20 protein-coding genes are annotated in these 18449 nt (G+C 44.0%); 6 read left to right on the top strand and 14 right to left on the bottom strand.

The features are described 5' to 3' along the window. Window positions 1–7: 7 nt before the first annotated feature. Together BMZ22_RS01880 and BMZ22_RS01875 are read left to right on the top strand one after the other, a co-directional pair. Window positions 8–598 (top strand): TlpA family protein disulfide reductase, encoded by a 591-nt coding sequence (locus tag BMZ22_RS01880; protein ID WP_090080467.1) that lies wholly within the window; start codon window positions 8–10, stop codon window positions 596–598. A gap of 55 nt (window positions 599–653) precedes the next feature. Continuing rightward, window positions 654–1253: an SCO family protein gene (locus BMZ22_RS01875; protein ID WP_342709694.1), complete on the top strand. Its 600-nt coding sequence runs from the start codon at window positions 654–656 to the stop codon at window positions 1251–1253. Window positions 1254–1311: 58 nt separating this feature from the next. Here BMZ22_RS01875 and BMZ22_RS01870 read toward each other — a convergent pair whose 3' ends face one another. The 7 genes from BMZ22_RS01870 to BMZ22_RS01840 form a co-directional block, all read right to left on the bottom strand. Next, window positions 1312–1662 (bottom strand): hypothetical protein, encoded by a 351-nt coding sequence (locus BMZ22_RS01870; RefSeq protein ID WP_090080462.1) that lies wholly within the window; start codon window positions 1660–1662, stop codon window positions 1312–1314. Between the two features lie 253 nt (window positions 1663–1915). After that, window positions 1916–2704 carry a sulfite exporter TauE/SafE family protein gene (locus BMZ22_RS01865; RefSeq protein ID WP_090080460.1) on the bottom strand — a complete coding sequence of 263 codons (789 nt, stop codon included), beginning with the start codon at window positions 2702–2704 and terminating at the stop codon, window positions 1916–1918. Between the two features lie 264 nt (window positions 2705–2968). Continuing rightward, window positions 2969–3196 (bottom strand): sulfurtransferase TusA family protein, encoded by a 228-nt coding sequence (locus BMZ22_RS01860; protein ID WP_090080458.1) that lies wholly within the window; start codon window positions 3194–3196, stop codon window positions 2969–2971. An 86-nt stretch (window positions 3197–3282) separates the two neighbouring features. Then, window positions 3283–4413: an MBL fold metallo-hydrolase gene (locus BMZ22_RS01855; RefSeq protein ID WP_090080457.1), complete on the bottom strand. Its 1131-nt coding sequence runs from the start codon at window positions 4411–4413 to the stop codon at window positions 3283–3285. A gap of 53 nt (window positions 4414–4466) precedes the next feature. Beyond that, window positions 4467–4871: a DsrE/DsrF/DrsH-like family protein gene (locus BMZ22_RS01850; protein WP_090080455.1), complete on the bottom strand. Its 405-nt coding sequence runs from the start codon at window positions 4869–4871 to the stop codon at window positions 4467–4469. Window positions 4872–4890: 19 nt separating this feature from the next. Further along, complete coding sequence (locus BMZ22_RS01845; RefSeq protein ID WP_090080453.1) at window positions 4891–5199, bottom strand: rhodanese-like domain-containing protein; 309 nt, start codon at window positions 5197–5199, stop codon at window positions 4891–4893. Window positions 5200–5440: 241 nt separating this feature from the next. After that, a complete protein-coding gene (locus tag BMZ22_RS01840; protein WP_090080452.1) occupies window positions 5441–5701 on the bottom strand; it encodes a metal-sensitive transcriptional regulator in 261 nt (86 codons plus the stop codon). Between the two features lie 446 nt (window positions 5702–6147). Between BMZ22_RS01840 and BMZ22_RS01835 the strand changes: the two genes are divergently transcribed. Then, a complete protein-coding gene (locus BMZ22_RS01835) occupies window positions 6148–7734 on the top strand; it encodes a peptide chain release factor 3 (RefSeq protein WP_090080450.1) in 1587 nt (528 codons plus the stop codon). On the opposite strand, the gene BMZ22_RS17065 is transcribed toward BMZ22_RS01835, so the two are convergent. The 3 genes from BMZ22_RS17065 to BMZ22_RS01820 all read right to left on the bottom strand — a co-directional run bounded on the left by BMZ22_RS17065 (window position 7722) and on the right by BMZ22_RS01820 (window position 10723). Then, complete coding sequence (locus tag BMZ22_RS17065; protein WP_090080448.1) at window positions 7722–7913, bottom strand: hypothetical protein; 192 nt, start codon at window positions 7911–7913, stop codon at window positions 7722–7724. The two genes, BMZ22_RS01835 and BMZ22_RS17065, sit on opposite strands and share 13 nt — an antisense overlap. A 185-nt stretch (window positions 7914–8098) precedes the next feature. Next, a complete protein-coding gene (thpD, locus tag BMZ22_RS01825; protein ID WP_090080447.1) occupies window positions 8099–8995 on the bottom strand; it encodes an ectoine hydroxylase in 897 nt (298 codons plus the stop codon). Window positions 8996–9238: 243 nt separating this feature from the next. Next, on the bottom strand, window positions 9239–10723 hold the full coding sequence (locus BMZ22_RS01820) for a BCCT family transporter (protein ID WP_090080445.1): 1485 nt from the start codon (window positions 10721–10723) through the stop codon (window positions 9239–9241). Between the two features lie 149 nt (window positions 10724–10872). On the opposite strand from BMZ22_RS01820, the gene BMZ22_RS01815 reads away from it, so the two are divergent. Next, on the top strand, window positions 10873–11922 hold the full coding sequence (locus BMZ22_RS01815) for a C45 family autoproteolytic acyltransferase/hydrolase (RefSeq protein ID WP_090080443.1): 1050 nt from the start codon (window positions 10873–10875) through the stop codon (window positions 11920–11922). A 95-nt stretch (window positions 11923–12017) separates the two neighbouring features. On the opposite strand, the gene BMZ22_RS01810 is transcribed toward BMZ22_RS01815, so the two are convergent. Beyond that, complete coding sequence (locus BMZ22_RS01810; RefSeq protein WP_090080441.1) at window positions 12018–12716, bottom strand: aspartate/glutamate racemase family protein; 699 nt, start codon at window positions 12714–12716, stop codon at window positions 12018–12020. Between the two features lie 113 nt (window positions 12717–12829). Next, the gene (locus BMZ22_RS01805) at window positions 12830–13390 is read right to left on the bottom strand and encodes a DUF4256 domain-containing protein (protein WP_090080439.1); all 561 of its coding nucleotides are present in this window, start codon (window positions 13388–13390) and stop codon (window positions 12830–12832) included. Window positions 13391–13507: 117 nt separating this feature from the next. Here BMZ22_RS01805 and sdhB point away from each other — a divergent pair, with 117 nt between their 5' ends. Continuing rightward, window positions 13508–14278: a succinate dehydrogenase iron-sulfur subunit gene (sdhB, locus tag BMZ22_RS01800; RefSeq protein ID WP_090080437.1), complete on the top strand. Its 771-nt coding sequence runs from the start codon at window positions 13508–13510 to the stop codon at window positions 14276–14278. A gap of 27 nt (window positions 14279–14305) precedes the next feature. Here the strand turns inward: sdhB and BMZ22_RS01795 are convergent, their stop codons facing one another. Together BMZ22_RS01795 and BMZ22_RS01790 are read right to left on the bottom strand one after the other, a co-directional pair. Further along, complete coding sequence (locus BMZ22_RS01795) at window positions 14306–15433, bottom strand: CaiB/BaiF CoA transferase family protein (RefSeq protein WP_090080435.1); 1128 nt, start codon at window positions 15431–15433, stop codon at window positions 14306–14308. 65 nt (window positions 15434–15498) lie between these two features. Continuing rightward, entirely contained in the window at window positions 15499–17091 is a 1593-nt protein-coding gene (locus tag BMZ22_RS01790) for a long-chain-fatty-acid--CoA ligase (RefSeq protein WP_090080433.1), read from the bottom strand. Between the two features lie 279 nt (window positions 17092–17370). Between BMZ22_RS01790 and BMZ22_RS01785 the strand changes: the two genes are divergently transcribed. Next, complete coding sequence (locus BMZ22_RS01785) at window positions 17371–18315, top strand: patatin-like phospholipase family protein (protein WP_245745130.1); 945 nt, start codon at window positions 17371–17373, stop codon at window positions 18313–18315. Window positions 18316–18449: the final 134 nt, after the last annotated feature.

Genomic DNA, 18449 nt, shown 5'->3' with positions numbered 1-18449 from the left:
ATTATCAATGAAAAAAGCAATACTTATTGTGTTGGCAGTAGGCGCGCTCGGTTGGGCCGTGTACGATTTTATTGGATCATCCGATGAAACGCCTGATGTAGCGGGTACCGGTGACAATGTCATTACGTCGCCACAGCCTGACGACAACGAAGATGAAGCTCAAGAATCAAATGGGGCCGGTCTTTCCGAGGGCCAAATTGCGCCTGATTTTGAACTGACCACGCTTGAAGGTGAAACAGTACGTCTGTCTGACTACAGAGGAGAGCGGGTCATCGTTAATTTTTGGGCTACCTGGTGTCCGCCGTGCAGAGAGGAAATACCGGATTTTCAAAAACTTTATGATAATAAAGATGTTGAAATTTTAGCAGTGGATTTAACCGAAACGGAAGAAAGTGAAGAAGGGGTCAGAGACTTTGTCGATGAATTTGAGATGACATTCCCGGTGCCAATGGACGTAAACTCTGACGTTGCGAATACTTATGAGGTTATGGCCTATCCCACTTCTTATTTCATTGATTCAAATGGGCGGATACAATTCCTGGCAATGGGTGCCATTGACTATGAAATTATGGTGGAAGAGTTGTCAAAGATGGAATAACAGGTGATTAACGGGGAATCATGATTATCATGCTTAAAATGAAAACCACGCGAAGATGAAGCATCAACAAGAAAGGAAATCAGAAATGAAACGTTTACTGCTCCCAATAGTTATGATGGCCCTTTTTCTGGCTGCATGCGGAGAAGATATTGAAACAAACATGTCACAGGAAGTAGAGGATTTTGAATTTACAACACAAGATAATGAAGCACTATCCCTTAAAGACTTAGAAGGCGACTGGTGGATCGCCGACTTTATTTTCACCAACTGTACGACAGTTTGCAATACGATGACGCCAAATATGGCTATGTTACAAGAGAGTTTAGACAAGGAAGGTTTAGACGCGCAGCTCATTTCATTTACGGTGGACCCGGAGTATGACACCCCCGAAGTGCTGAAAACGTATGGTGAGCGTTATGGCGCTGATTTTAGCAACTGGTCATTTTTAACGGGGTATGACTTTCAAACGATCAAAGAATTCTCGGTAAGTTCATTTAAATCACTTGTAGAGCAACCGCCCGAGGGGTCTGACCAGGTTATGCATGGGACAAGCTTCTTTTTGGTGAATCCGGAAGGGAAAGTAATCAAACGGTACTCCGGCGTGGAATCCGAAGAAGTGGATAACATTATTCAAGATTTAAAAGCCGTACATTGATGAAAAGACTTATGTGGTTTCTAACATTTCTCCCCAATCACAGTTGGGGAGAAATGCTCTAAGGGGCATTTAATTTGTCTCTTTCAACCCACATTTTCACATTATTACCTGGGTTGGGTGTTATACGTTCAATCTGTACCATATTATAGTTATCACTAATTTCTATCACTCTTACGACTGTACCTGTACTAAAAGTGTTTATTTCACTAAGGTCCACGTGCTCCTCCACGGATACAGGGTCTACCATTTCCTGAAGGCTTCTCATCTTGCTAATTGTCGTATTCATAGAATCAATATGCTGGCCCCCAATGGTATTTCGTTCTAATCTAAAAATGTCGCCTGCTCTTGGTTCGCCACAAGCAGCTAAAATCAGGCATAAAAGCACCAATGGGATAATAGTTTTTATCATCTTCGCCCCTGCAATTCGCCCCACCTCCAAATCTTGTTTTATAATTCATTATATTAGCCTCACCGCGACAAAATCACTGCAAACTATTATTTATAACTGGCAGATTATTTTATATGTACTTCTGAACAGACGTAAAGACTAAAACTGATTCAGCAGGTATAGTTTTCAAGTTTAAAAAAGAAGAACACAAAATTACCGTGTCCTTCCTTAAAATATTCCATCTCATTATTTACTTAGTATGTGATTAACACGATTAGCCGTTCAAGAAATCCATCCAAATTTTGATGGCCGTTCCCAGAATCAGTACGGCCAAGACACCTTGTAACATCTTTGTATTGACGCGTTTGCCAGTATTTGCACCCAGCGGGGAAGCTATAAGACTGGCAACAATCATAATAATTGCGGGTACAAACAGCACCTGTCCGGTCAACAATTTACCTGCTGTGGAGCCAATCGATGAGATAAACGTGATGGCGAGTGATGATGCAATCGTCATCCGTGTTGGTATTTTTAAAATGAGCAACATAATCGGTACCAGAATAAATGCTCCGGCAGCTCCGACAATACCGGCGCCAATTCCCGTCACAAATGCCAGGCTTGCGGCAAGCCACTTATTAAACTGCACCTGGTCAAACGGAATATCATCGATCTGTTTTTTAGGCACAAACATCATCACAGCTGCAATGGTAGCGAGGACACCGTAAACGAGATTTACCCCGCCATCTGACATGAAGCGGGAGCCGAACCCGCCGATAAAACTCCCGATCAGGATGCTGATCCCCATATAAATGATAAGGTCTTTATTCAAGTAACCGCCTTTACGATATGCCCAAACACCGCCAATTGTCGCAAACAATACTTGGACAGCACTGATACCCGCAACTTCATGGGCTGTAAAAGCCGATAACCCCAATAATGGCGGAATATATAAAAGCATTGGATATTTAACAATGGAACCACCGATCCCGACCATCCCGGAAATAAATGAACCGACAAATCCAATCAGAAATAAAACAATCATAAAAATAAGACTGTATTCCATTTAAACCTTTCCTTCCTAAAAAAGAAGAGCTGAGACAAAAGATTCAACGTAAAAGAAAGACGAACTATAATAGCTAAAAAACGGGTAACCCCGCTGCGGAAATATGCTGCGCTTTCCGCGGGCGGCTGGTGAGCCCCCTCGTGCAAGGCACTTCGGGGTCTCACCTATGCCTCTCTTCCCGCAGGAGTCTCCGCACATTTCCTCCGCTAACCATTATTAGCTTCCGTCTTTAACATTTGAAATATAAGTTTTGGCCGAGACTCATTAAGCTTTTTTGATCCAGAATTTCAGAACATCGTCTTCTTCTGTCTGCTCGACCAGCTCATGGCCACCGGATTGGGTCCATGCTGATAGATCACTTTTGGCACCTTTATCCGTTGCATGAACTTCCAGGATTTCACCTGAGTCAATTTCCTCGATTGCCTTTTTCGTTTTGACAACAGGCATTGGGCATGCCATTCCTTTTGCATCTAATACTTTTGCTGCTTCCATCATAAGTTCCTCCTTATTTTTATAGTATAGATAAACGGTGATACCCGGCGGGGGTCACCCAGCGGGGGTCAGACCCCGCCAGAAATTTAACCGTGTACTGCACAGCGGTTTGGACCAACTTCCATTTCGCGTTGTTTCTCATCTTCAGGGTTCATCTTACCCATATTCGTCTGACGGATATTTTCATACTCATTCGGCTGTGGCGGCAGATTATCGGCAACCATTGAACGGAATGCTTCTTCATCTTCCACCTGCAAGCCTTCATTGCGCTGATATAAATCGCCAAGTCGGGCTTTTACACTGCCATCGTCACTCAGCTCTTCCACAAACGAATAGTGTGCCGGCAACACAATCAGATCATCAGATAGTTCTTTATAGCGGCTGTACAGCGTCTCGCGCAGATCGCCCACCCAGTCGTCAGCTTTTCCGGCAAGATCCGGGCGTCCGATTGATTTGACAAACAGAATATCACCTGTCAGCAAGTATTGATCATCAATAATGAGCGATGTGCTTCCGATCGTGTGGCCCGGTGAGTACAGCGGCTGAACCTTAATCGTCGTATTGCCAACGGTTATATCATTGCCTTCTTCAAGCGCTTCATAGTCAAACTTCACTTCTTTGGCATCTTTCGGTGGCAAATAATACGCCCCGCCTGTTTTTTCGGCAAGCTGTCTGCCGCCTGAAATGTGGTCAGCATGAAGATGCGTATCAATGGTATGCGTGATCGTGACACCTTTCTCTCCGGCAAACTGCTCGTAGATGTCTGTCATCCGGTTGGCATCAATCACCGCTGCCTCATTTTCAGATACAGCCATATATGAGAGACAGCCTTTACCGAGACGGACAAATTGATAAAGACTTCCGCCGTCATTCAAGTCAGCGATCTTAACCGGCTCCAGATGTTCACTCCAAGCCTTCATGCCGCCTTCCAAGTCGTGGACATCCGTGAAGCCTTCCTCTCTCAACATGTCAGCTACCATCTTGGATGAGTTCCCTTTGGCACAGACGACGATGATTTCCTGATCCTTCTTCAGTTTATCGGCAACAGGGTCGAGACCGTCCAGCAGATTGAAATAAGGTTCGTTAATAATTTCAACACTGTCCCCTTCAATTTTCCAGTCATCAAACTCATCGGTGTTCCGGACATCCAAAATCAGTGTATCCTCACGATTAACGACACGTTTAGCAAGTTCGTTCGATGTTATACTTTGTGACATGCGCTATAGCCTCCCTCAATAATTAAATGATTTGCTCCAATACTCCCTTTAAATTAAAATGTCAATGATATATCGGCGTCTTTAGCAAATTCAATAAATGATGCTGCACCGCCGACTTCAATGCCATCAACAAAATCGTCTTTCTCCAGATTCATCACGTCCATTGTCATTTGACAGCCTATCATTTTAACGCCCATTTCCTGTGCCATTTCCAGCAAGTCGCTGATTCCCGGCACATTCGCTTTTTCAAACCCTTCCTGGAAGTGCTCTTTTCCTTCAGGCAGCGGGAGGTCCTTATGCGCTTCTTTATGAATCAGGTTTAATCCTTCAAATGTGAAGAAAATCCCGACCTCTTTATCAGATGCTGCAGCTGCAGTGGCAATATTAAATACTTTATACGCATCAAACATACCGCCGTTTGCTGCAATAATTGCGACGCGTGTGTTGTTATTTTCCATGATTGATTCCTCCTAAAAATTAGTCATTCGATTTTTCGGTTGGACCGTCCCAGGCGAGCATGCCGCCATCCACGTTGGTCACATCATAGCCTTGTTCTTCCAAAAATTCGCTTGCTCTTCCGCTTCGGCCGCCCGAACGGCAAACCATATAATAATGTTTACTGTTGTCAATTTCATCGAGACGGCTTGGCACTTCACCGAGCGGGATGTGTTTTGCTCCGGGAATTTTACCTTGTGCGACTTCATCGTCCTCACGAACATCAATAATATTAACGTTTTCGCTGTTTTTCACTTTTTCTGTCAGTTCTTTCATGTCAATTTGTTTCATGCTTTTCCCTCCTGATTTCATTTATATATTCCTTAACTGTTGTTGTTATAAACATGTACAGGTAAGGGTATATAATTATTTCCTCAACAGTGGTTGTTGTTCTTCTACGTTAAAAATCTCACCAATCCAAATACATATACCTGTAGGGGTATTTATAAAAGCGAGAAAAAAAGGTTAGCGAGCTTAACGTAACCTAATTCACATTCTAAAAGAATCACTTTCCACTGTCAACACCTTTTGTTTATCTGCTTTTAACAAGCAAGTTGACAGCCTCTTTAACCAAGTCTTCAGAGCTTTCGCCTTCCTGTTTTTCCTCGCGTATACATTCTGCAAGGTTCTGGCTCACAATTAGTGCCGCTGTACGGTCCAAGGCATTGCGGACCGCCGTCATCTGTGTGACAACATCACGGCAATCTTTTTCTTCTTCCATCATTTTCATAAGCCCCCGGACTTGTCCTTCAATTCGTTTTACACGATTCTTTACATCTGATTCGTATTTCATGATGCGTCACTCCTTTACTTATTCTCTCGTATATAAACGCTACTTCTTCTCTTTTATATAATAACGTATGAAATGGCATATTTCCAATGCAAGTCACCGGGATTCAAGGTGATAACTAGCGATAAACGTACTTTGACTGCATGTGTTTCTTTCCAAAGGGACTGACCCTATCATATACCCGTATAGGTATTTTGTCAACACGTGCATATCATTGTTGCATAACAAGTTATAATCCCCCCCCCCCTAACCAGGTGCAAAGAACCAGTTTATTGTGATTTTCGTGATGTTTTAAAAGATGATCCCGGCAAACTCGGATTGCTGGATAGAACGGCCCGATTTGACGAAAAATGTGCAACATGCTATCTTTTGATGGTGGTAATATGCCTTCTCTCCCCCTCTAATACTTCTCCTGAACTACATGCTACTTTATATGGAAGGATTTTTTTATGACAATTAATGAAGAAATGAAAAAACGACGCACATTCGCGATCATATCACACCCGGACGCCGGAAAAACCACAATGACCGAGAAACTTCTCCTGTTCGGGAACCTGATTCGTTCAGCCGGAACTGTTAAAGGAAAAAAATCCGGCAAATTCGCGACATCAGACTGGATGGAAATTGAAAAACAGCGCGGAATATCTGTCACCTCCAGCGTGATGAATTTCCCCTACCAGGGTTATCAGGTAAATATTCTGGACACGCCCGGACACGAAGATTTTAGTGAAGATACGTATCGAACACTGACTGCCGTAGACAGTGTTGTGATGATTATCGATGCAACCAAAGGGATCGAAGCCCAGACCCTTAAACTGTTTAAAGTTTGCAAAATGCGCGGCATCCCTATTTTCACCTTTATCAACAAACTTGACCGGGAAGGTCGCGAACCGCTCGAACTGCTTGAAGAAATTGAAGAAGTACTCGATATTCAGACATGCCCGATGAGCTGGCCGGCCGGTATGGGGAAACGTTTCCTCGGTACCTTCGACAGGTACGGCAAACAGTTTATTCAATATAACGGCAATGAAGATGAAACGTACATTCCTTATGACGATTTGGATAAGCCGGCATACAGCGACCTTGTTTCCAATCCCACGTATGAAGCTGCCAATGATGAACTGGCCCTTGTTGAAGAAGCCGGTGATGATTTTTCACTTGAAGCGGTCCTTTCCGGCGAGCAAACGCCCGTCTTTTTCGGAAGTGCGCTTGCGCCATTTGGTGTGCAGAATTTCTTTGATACATTCATTTCGATGGCTCCGGCGCCTGCACCGCGAAAATCAACAGAAGGTGTCATATCACCGGACAACCCGGATTTTTCAGGTTTTGTCTTTAAAATACAGGCAAACATGAACCCGGCACATCGGGACAGAGTCGCTTTCTTAAGAGTCTGTTCAGGAAAATTTGAACGTGGCATGAATGTCAAACTGGCGCGGACCGGCAAACCAATTAAACTGGCTCAATCGCAGCAGTTCGTCGCATCAGACCGGGATACAATCGAGGAAGCATATGCCGGTGATATCATCGGCGTATACGATCCGAACGCCTACCAAATTGGGGATACACTGCTGGAAGGAAAAAACCTGTTTGAATATCAGGAGCTCCCGCAATTTCCGCCCGAGCAGTTTCAGCGTGTTACCGCCAAGAACGTCATGAAAGCGAAGCAATTTAAAAAAGGCATTGAGCAGCTCGTCCAGGAAGGCGCTATCCAATTGTATAAGCATTACCGATCCGAGTCCTACATACTCGGCGCTGTCGGCGAATTGCAGTTTGAGGTGTTTCAGTACAGAATGCGCAATGAATACAACGTAGAAGTCATGCTCGAACCGATCGGCGAGCGTGTACCGCGGTGGCTGCGTGCTGAGCAGGTCGAGCCATCAATGTATGACGAGCGCAATCTGCTCGTGAGGGATCGTTCAGACAATTATGTGGTTTTGTTTAAAAATGATTTTTCACTGAACTGGTTCAAAGACAATCACCCGGATATCGAATTGATTGACCTGTTTGACGTGAATCAGTATGATCAAACTTGGTAAATATCCAGTTGCAAAAGTTCACGGAATCTACTCCGTGAGCTTTTTCTATTCATAGCACACTCTTGTGTTGATATCTTGCCACCTTCTGTTGATTTCTTCGCTCTTCTGTCGATATACGCCATCTTCTGCTGATATCCATCCTCTTCTGCCGATTTCTCTGCTCTTCTGTCGATACCCACGCTCTTCTGCCGATATCTACACTCTTCTGTTGATTTCCACGTTCTTCTGCCGATAACTACACTCTTCTGCCGATTATCTCAATAAGTAAAAACAGCCGCGCCGGAAGTTCTCCTTTCAGCACGGCTGTTTTTTGCCAGGATAATTTACAGGAAAGTTTCCCGGCAATTAAATTATATTAAAGCGTTCAGCTTGTGGTCAGGATTCCGCTGTCACGCACTGCGATATATTCCGGACGCTTTTTGCCGCCCGAATATGGCTCAACCAAGCGGTTCTCTACGCTGTTGTACACCATGAATAAATTGTTGCGCGGATATGGTGTAATGTTGCTTGTTGAACCGTGCATTGTATTGCACTCAAAGAGTGTGATCGAGCCCGCTTTGCCTGTTGGCACCGAGATGCCGCCGCCTTTTTCAGTAAGCCAACGCAGACTGTCCTCGTCAGGCACACCGAATTTTTGTTTTTTCAGTGACTCTTTATAGTTCTCATCAGGGGTTTCCCCTACACAGCTGACATAGTAGTTCTGGGACCCCGGTATCAGCATCAGAGGCCCGTTAAATGTATAGTTGTCGGACAAAGCAATCGATAAGCTGACTGCACGCATCCGTGGCATGCCGTCCTCAACGTGCCATGTTTCAAAGTCGGAATGCCAGTCGAATTCCTTCCCTTTAAAGCCTGGCTTATAATTAATACGGGATTGATGGATATACACATCGCTGCCAAGCAAATGGTTTACAATATCCAGAATACGTTGGTCGTTCGCAACGTCTTTAAAGTAATTGTCGTCTTTGTGCACATGAAAAATGGAACGGATGTCATCGCTTTCCGGCTCACGGATAACTTTATCAGACGCGACATCTTTGTTGGAATCCTGCAATTCAAAAATGGCTTTCTGCATATCTTTGACTTCCTCATCTGAAAAGAAATCCTCAATTTGCAAAAACCCATTTTGTTCATAGGAATCAAGCTGTTCTTTTGAGATAGGAGCCTGATTATCTTTGGATCGATCTGTGTGTATCACAGGGTCCTTCCGCTCTAGAATCTCCGGCTGGTCCTTTTTTCGTGATGGATAAAGATCTTCCATTGAAAACAACACTCCTTATTAAGATTTTTCATATATGATTAAGTTTCCTGGTTCGCCGGGAAACTTTCCTGCCTATTAACGACTGTACCCGTTTTAATTAAATTTAAAATCCCTAATTTAAAAATCATTTAAAATTATTGTATAATTGCCCAATTTTTATTGCAACCAAAACGAAAAAAGCTGTCGAATCTGAAAATGGATTTACCATCAGATTCGACAGCTTTAGCAAAAGCCTGCACAGTTTTACGACCAATTTTTCTCTTTATCAGCCTTTAATGCTTTATAAAATGACACAATCATCAGCAGCATAATAAATGAAAATGGAAGCGCTGCTGAGACCAGCGCATTTTGCAGCGCCTGCAGACCACCCGTGTACAGCAATACAGCTGCAATTGTCGACTGCGCAAATCCCCAGGTGAATTTGACAGCAGTCGGCGGTGACATTGAACCGTTCGTTGTCTGCATACCAAGCACAAAGGTGGCGGAATCCGCCGAGGTAATGAAAAAAGTGCCGATCAATATAATCCCCAAAATGGACAAAATTATCCCGAAAGGCAACTGCTCAAACATCCCGAATAATGCTTGCTCATCAGGCAGTCCGGCAATATCCGCTCCATTATTCTGCATTTCTATGCCTGTCATGCCAAATGTAGAAAACCATATAAAACTGATAACTGACGGTACAATTAATACGCCGGTCAAAAATTCTCTGATCGTTCGCCCTTTTGAAACACGAGCGATAAATATGCCAACAAACGGAGACCAGGCAATCCACCATGCCCAGAAAAACACCGTCCAATCCAATACCCATTGGCGTTTATCATTGTCATTTGGCGCCAACCGAAAACTCTCGGAAGGCAGCTGCTGAAAATAGGCACCGATTGTATCCATAAATGAATTAACAATGTATAAAGTCGGCCCAAGGATTAATGTGGCCAGTAATAATATCGAACCCAGCCCCATATTAGCATTACTCAAGTATTTAATACCTTTCGAGAGGCCTGTGTATGTGGAAATCATAAATAAAACGGTCACAATTAAAATAATGAGGAACTGAACCCAGAACGAAATCGGGATATCAAATAAAAAAGCAAAACCGCCGTTGATTTGCGTGGCACCGAATCCCAATGTTGTGGCCACCCCGACGATCGTTGCAAACACGGCAATAACATCAACAACTTTCCCCCATGTTCCCTTCATTCTGTCACCAAATAGCGTTTCCAGTGAAGCACTGACAAGGCCGGGCTTGTCATGACGAAACATAAAGTATGCCAGGACAAGGGCCATAACAGCATAAATCGCCCATGCATGGATGCCATAATGAAAAAATGTAAGACGCAGGGCATCCTCAAGTGCTTCGGTGGTTCCCGGCTCTGCTGTGGGAGGTGTTTTTATATAGTGTGAAACCGGCGAGGCGACTCCGTAAAAGACAAGTCCAATTCCCAAGCCTGCACTAAAGAGCATGGATATCCATGACGAATAACTGAATTCCGGTTTTTCACCAGGTCTTCCAAGTCTTATTTTGCCATAAGGACTGAAAACCAAGTATAGGCAAAATAATACAAACAGCGTGACGATTAATAAATAGAACCAGCCAAAATAATCAGAAATATAGCCCATAATTGATCCTGAAATGTTTTCAAAATTGTCGGGAGCTATGACACCCCATATAGATAATGTGAGTGTGAGAATAAGCGTCAGCCAAAAAACCAGCGTTACCTTTTTCATATTTGTCAGCCTTCCTGTCATATGATACGCATAGTTTTTGCTTAAAGCTGACTTTTCTATGCGCACCCCGAATAGAAAATGCAGATTCGTTTGTTTTTGCTGGTGAATCCTTTACACTGACATTATCATTGTGAAAGAGGTTTAAAAGCATGAAAGAATTTTACAGCGATGTTTTTCAATATAGAGGAAACCATTACGACTTCGGCTATTATCAAGGCAAGCAGTTGAAGGACTCGCCTATCCTCCCGAACCGGCGAAAACAATGGGCACCCCGGAAAGATCGGCACTTCCTGATCAATACTGAGGAAGTAAAACACGCTTTAACGTCGTTTGCACCAGGAATTTGGAAAGAAATTCATGGACTGGGAGACGCTTTGAAAATGGAGAAAGAAGAAGCCATCCGAATGTTTGGTGGTTATTACCTGGAGTTCGGGCGGAGTGGCTGCTCGATTTTCACCGATTCAAATTACATGATACGCAATTATGACAGCCACCCAAAATCCTACGAGGGGAGGTTTAGCTTATACCAGCCAACGGATGAAGGTTACGCCGTTATCGGTCCGACAATGCAGATAACCGGCCGGGTTGATGGGATGAACGAAAAAGGGCTTGTGATGGGGTATAATTTTACACACCGAAAACAGTCGGGTGATGGTTTCCTTTGCAACATGATTGGACGAATCATTCTCGAAACGTGTGCCAGCGTGGAGGAGGCGATTTCGCTGCTGAAAGAGCTGCCTCACCGGCATTCATTCAGCTATGTATTGTTGGATAAAAGCGGTGAATCATTTGTGGTGGAAGCATCCCCCCGTGAAGTTGCTGCACGCAAATCCAACGTTTGTACAAATCACTTCTACTTACTGGATGAGGAGAATCGCTACCGGCAGGACGAATCCCGTGAGCGTGAACAAACCATTTTGGAACAGCAGACGTATATGACTGATCCCTATAAGGCATTCCGGGTGATGAATGATTCAGAGAAAGATATTTATTCATTCAAATATGATGCTGCTGCCGGAACGCTGCACACCGCAGCTTATTTCCCGAAGGATATGAAGGCCTGGTTCGCGATCGGGCCGGACCGGCGCCCAGTTATTTTTGATTTTAATAAATGGCTCAAGGGCGAAAAAATTCACATTAAACGTGTTAAAGGTGAGCTCGATTATGAGGGAATGTTTGTTAATATGGGGCTGCAATAAACTGAGAAAAGCGAGTTCAGTGCGCCTCGGACAAGGCATGCCAGACTCGCTTCCCTTTTTTATTACGTTTCGGTTCGGTGTAAAAGAGCTTGAAACTAATCCGAAAATGTAAAGTCGACCATTTTATTAACATGGATGTCGGTCGTGTTCAACAGCGGCACATCCAAATCGCCATCTTTCAAAATCATCGGCAATTCCGTACAGCCGAGTATCAGACCGTCCAAGTTTTCTTCACGAATCATTTTGTTGCTGATTTTAATGAACTCTTCTTTTGTCTCGTCATTTACAATGCCGTTTTCCAGTTCATCAACAATATGCTGATGGATAAACGCCTGATCGTCATTACTCGGCACAACAATCTTTTTGTCACTTTCAAGAAATGGTTTCTTGAAAAAATCATGTGCCATCGTAAATTTTGTCCCCAGCAAGCCAACATTTTGCAGACCTAATTCATCCGCTTTTTCATACGTTGCTTCGACAATGCTAATCATTGGAACATTAACGTTTTCCCTGATTTGATTAAATACTATATGCGGCGTGTTGGCTGATACAATCACAAAATCCGCACCGATTTCTTCCAATTTTTTAGCAGCACCACCCACGTAGTCACTCAAATCGCCAAGCCGGTCTTCGCTGATATATTTAAAAATGTTGTACATATTGATGCTGTTAATGAAGAGCTCGGGCAAGGTTTGTTTACTGCCCATTCTTGCCTGATATTTTTGAATAAACGACTCGTAGTAATCAACTGTGGATTCAGGACCCAGACCACCGACAATACCCGCTTTTTTCATGTATACCACCCTTTTCCTGATTAGTTAAATCGGAATACTTATACCCATAGTGATATGATAACACATTCCCCCGCTTTAACTTCAGTGAAAAGGGATCTTATTTAATGCCAGGACTAGACCTTCAAGGATCCGCGGAAGCCTCTGGCACTGTAATATGATGACGCGCCGTTATGATAAACGAACACATGCCCGTAGCGGCGATCGCAAAAAAGTGCCCCACCGCGTTCCCGGATATCTGCAGGGGTCTGCACCCAGCTTGAAGTTTTCAAATCTACTTCATCAAGTTCCTGAAGTGACCGGTACTGTGATTCCGTTAAAAGGGTAATGCCCATATCATCTGCCATGTCGATAGCGTTGTTTTCCGGCTTATGTTTTTTCCTTGCTTCCAGTGCTTCGCGGTCATAACAAACACTTCTGCGGCCTTTGGGACTCTCAGCGGAACAGTCATAGAAAATAAATTCATCTGTTGATTGATCATACCCCACAACGTCCGGCTCACCGCCTGTTCGTTCCATTTCATGAAGCGACCAAAGTTTTTCAGGGGATGATTCCAGCTTTTTCTGGATATCACTCCAAGTAAGGTCTTCATGGCGGTGCATATTTTTTTCGAATCGCCCGCTTAACGTTTCAACTAATTCATTTTGTTGTTCAGGTGATAGTTGATTCTTTGTCATATCTTTCGCCTCCTTATATTTCAGTTGTATTGTAGCAGAAAATCGCTTAAGTTACTTGAATAAATGAGCGATTTGATTCCAACACTATTCATATAAACAAATGGAAGGAGAAACAACATGGCAGAAACTGTTGAGAAAAAAACAATCGATTTAATCATCGAACGTCAGAAAGAACCTGATTCTGAGCCATATAACGAAACGTTTTCGATTTCATATCGGCCAAATATGAATATAATTTCCGCCCTTATGGCGATAAGAGAAAATCCCATCAATAAAGATGGTGAAAAAACTGTGCCGGTTCAATGGGAAATGAGCTGCCTTGAAGAAGTGTGCGGGATTTGTTCCATGATGATTAATGATGTCCCTCGCCAGGCATGTTCCACCCTTGTTGATGATCTTGAACAACCGATTAAAATAGCGCCTATGCGTACATTCCCCGTTATGCGTGATCTGATTATTGACCGGGAAAGTATGTTTGATTCGCTGAAGCAAGTGAAGGCATGGATCCCAATCGATGGTACATATGATATTGGTCCGGGGCCGCGGATGAATGAAAACAAACGGCTTATGGCCTATGAGCTTTCCAAATGCTTCACATGCGGCGTCTGTCTGGAAGCATGTCCGAATGTTAATGATAAAAATGATTTCATGGGCCCATTCGTCTTTCCTCAAGTACGACTGAAAAATGTTCACCCTACCGGGGAGATGAACCGGGATGAACGGGTTGAGGCGTTTATGGAAGACGGTGGTCTACAGGGGTGCAGCAATTCCCAGAACTGTGTGCAGGTGTGTCCGAAAGGCATCCCGATTACGACCTCAATTGCAGCCGTCAACCGTTCGGCCACCATTCAATCGTTTAAAAGTTTTTTTGGAAGTGACAATTATTGAGCAGCCTTTTAATCAGACTGCTCAATTTTAATTCAGGTTTTTTTGCCGTTCATCAGTATGCTCCCCGAGTTTCGGGGCGCGCGAATAGATTTTCCCGGGTGTTTCTGATAACTTAATCGGAATGCCAATGTGTTTGATCGTTCCCTGCGTTGAATGGTTCACCGATTGGATCATTTCGCGTGCAATCACTTGCGGATGCTCAATCATTTCTTCAAATGTTAAAACCGGTGACACACAGGCCTCGACATCGGAAAACAGGTTAAGCCATTCGGCCAGTGTTTTTTGCGATATAATCAGCTGTATCTCATACTTCATTCGATGCTGTTCATGCAGCGGCGCTTCCAGCAACGGAACAAAGTCATGTCGCCCAATCACCTGACAGAATTTTTCCCAAAACTTCGGCTCAAGCGCACCGACTGATAGATAGCGTTCGTCTTTTGTTTCATAAACACTGTAGCAAGCTCTGCCGCCATTCAGCATTTCTTTGCCCCGTTTAGGTTCCGCCTCAGCGTTCAAATAATCGGGAAGAAGCGTCTGCAGCCACGCAATAACCCCGTCCAACATAGATACATCAACAAACTGTCCCTCTCCGGATTTTTCCCGTTCCAATAATGCGAGTAAAATACCAATGGTGCCCAGCAAAGCACCCCCACCAATATCGGCGATTTGCGTTGCCGGCACCACCGGCTTCCCTTTTTGGTCGCCCATCAAATTCAAGAGGCCCGCAAAACTTAAATAATTTATATCATGACCGGGTTTATCGGCAAATGGACCGGTTTGCCCATATCCTGTGATGGCACAGTACACCAGTCTTGGATTGATGCGTTTCAATGTTGCATAATCCAGACCTAGACGCTCCATGACCCCCGGGCGGAATGATTCCACAATCACATCGGCTGATTCAGCCATCTTCAAAAATTCATTTTTACCATTCTCAGATTTTAAATCAAGACAAACACTCTTTTTATTCCGATTGAGTGAATGAAACATCGCACTGTCTTCATCAAGCTTGGGTTCATAGGCTCTGGCATAATCCCCTTTTGCCGGCTCTTCGACTTTAATGACTTCTGCTCCAAAATCAGCGAGAAGCATCGTACAATATGGCCCCGGCAAAAGGCGGCTTAAATCAAGGACACGTATCGATTTCAGCGGCATGTCTCGCCCTCCTTTTATTCCACATTCAGATTAAATAGGAGGACGAAAAACAGCCCTCCCATTCTTCAATTAACTTTCTTCGGTCCTTCCCAGTGCATTTCACGCAGACGATATTTCTGCAGTTTACCTGTGGCGGTTTTCGGCAGGGCGTCGACAAAGGCAACCGCTTTAGGTGCTTTAAAATGCGCCAGTTCTGCCCGGCAATAATCAATAATAGCCTGTTCTGTGGCAGACGCGTTTTCATTCGGCACAATAATCGCTTTCGGGACTTCTCCCCACTTTTCATGCGGGATGGCAATGACAGCAGCTTCCATAACATCCGAGTGCTGGTACAATACGCCTTCGATCTCTGTTGAGGAAATATTTTCGCCGCCGGAAATGATCATGTCCTTCGCGCGATCACGAATTTCAATGTAACCGTCCGGATACGTGACCGCCAGATCACCCGTATGGAACCAACCGTCTTTAATGGCATCAGCCGTTTTTTCCGCGTCTTTATAATAGCCTTTCATGACAACGTTTCCGCGAGTGATAATCTCACCCAGTTCTTCACCATTCCAGGCAACTTCTTCTCCGTCCTGGTGGATGACTTTTGTCTCGCCGTTAAATGCCAGTTCAATTCCCTGCCGTGCTTTAATCGCAGCTTGCTCATCAGCAGATTTGGCATCAAATTCTTTTTTCCACTCGCAATAAAGTATGAACGGCGACGTTTCGGTGAGACCATAGACATGAATCATGTTCAAACCAAGCACTTCCTGCGCTTTATGGATGAGTGCTGCCGCTGGTGGCGCGCCTGCTGTTGCCATTCGTGGACTTGATGAAATCGACGTCTCGTTTGCTTTTGGCTCGTTAATCAGCATATTGACAACGGTCGGTGCCCCGCATAACAACGAGATATGATGACGTTCAAATAAATCGAGTATGTGAGGGGGATCGACTTTTCGCAGACAAACGTGCGTACCGCCGGCCGCCGTTATGGCCCAGACCCCGCCCCAGCCATTGGCATGGAACATCGGCAGCGTATGCAGATAGACATCATCCTGGCTGACACCAAGGTGGTACATAAAATTAGCTGCGTTGAGATAATTACTGCGGTGCGTCAGCATGACACCTTTAGGGTTTGACGTCGTGCCGCTCGTATAATTCAGGGTCATAAGCTGATTTTCATCAATTTCGACTTCAGGAAGTACTGCATTCTCAGCGGTGCCCTGCAGAAACGCCTCATAATCCACCCCTTTTAAAGACGTCTCCTGGCCTGGTACTGAGACAACGACGATCTGTTCAAGCGAAAGGTCCTCTGCAATTTCTTCAATCGGACCACTGAATTCTTCATCAACAATCAGCATTTTGGCATCACTATGATTTATAATATATTCCAAGTCCTCAGCCTTTAATCGGTAATTCAAAGGCACCATCGCGGCACCAAGCTGGCAAATACCGTAAAAACATTCGAGCATATAATGTGTGTTGGGCAGCATCACCGCAACATGATCACCCTTCTGAATACCGGCCTCATGCAGTGCGATTGACAGCCTGTCCGTCCGTTCGGCAAATTCCTTATACGTAAACGCTTTCTCTTCATCAATAACAGCGACTTTCTCCGGATAATATTTAACTGCTCTGCGTTTCCAGTCAAGTGGTGTCAATGTTGAAAACATATTAAAAGACTCCCTTCGCTAATCGTTAATACCTATGTATGCATCAATTTTACAGTAGACCCGCACCAGCCGAGGCTCACGATTGCCCAGGCACAGCCAAGCTCCAAATAAAACCGGGCGCCCCTTCCTTCTTAAGATTGTTACATATTTTAATTGTACGAAAATTAATGACACAGTTGCAATAGATAACTGAAAATTTTATGAGTAAACAGTTGGATTGGATCGTCATATATTATACAGCAATACCAACCCAAAACTGATAAATTGTGGGATAGTCAGATGACTGATATAATTTTTCTTACAAGCGAAAAAGGAAGTGTCGAAACTTTGGAATACGAGGCAAGTCTCATGTTAGAAGGCGGCGGTATGCGATGTGCATTCACTGTAGGCGTACTGGATTTCTTTCTGGATCAAAAGATTGAATTCCCTGCTGTGGCGACAGCATCAGCCGGAGCGCTTATCGGCAGCTCTTATATCGCCCGGCAGCGTGACCGGAACACGAATCTGCTTGCTGCCATAACCAAAAGCCGGGGCACGATATCAATTCGCCGACTCCTGCAAAAAAAAGAATTATTCAGCATGGACCTGATTTTTGATAAATTGTCTAATCAAGCGTTCCCGCTCGAATTTCAAGCATTTTCACAATCTGAATCCAAGTTTATTATCGGGACAACCGATATAAACACCGGAAAACCTGAATTCTATGATCAGTTTAATAGACAGATGGATCTCTCAACTGTTATCCGAGCCTCTTGTTCATTACCCGTTTTAGCTCCGAGCATTGATTATAAAGGCAAACAATTAATCGACGGCGGCGTGGCTGATCCAATACCAATTACCCCTTTAATTGAACAGGGATTTAAACGGCATGTTATTGTGCTCACCCGAAACAAAGACTATGTTAAACAACCTACCAAGTTAAATTGGTTTTATAAACATATGTTTAAAGATAAGCCCAACCTTATCAAACTGCTGCGTGACCGCCACTTGAGGTATAATGAAACAATGGAAAAAATACGCACAATGGAAGCACGTAATGAAGTATTTGTCATCCAGCCGGAAAAACCGCTTGAAGCAAGCCGGATTGAAAAAAGTCAACAAAAACTTGAGGCGTTATATTATCAGGGTTATCAGGTGGCTCAAGAAAAACACCAGGCATTGCTGGACTTCCTGCAAAGTGCACAAAACCAACCAATGCTTGCGGAAGGAAACATGACGTCATAATTGCAACGAAATCTTGAGATATGAGGTTGGGACATAACTTATATATCTAATATAAAAGACGAACGATCATTAAGGTTAGCGGAGGAAATATGCGTAGACTCCTGCGGGAAGAGAGGCATAGGTGAGACAACGAA

It is taken from the genome of Lentibacillus persicus (genome assembly GCF_900112705.1).
GTDB classification, from domain to species: domain Bacteria; phylum Bacillota; class Bacilli; order Bacillales; family Amphibacillaceae; genus Lentibacillus; species Lentibacillus persicus.
Note: the sequence above shows the minus strand (reverse complement) of the source record. Positions and strands in the feature narration are given on the sequence as shown.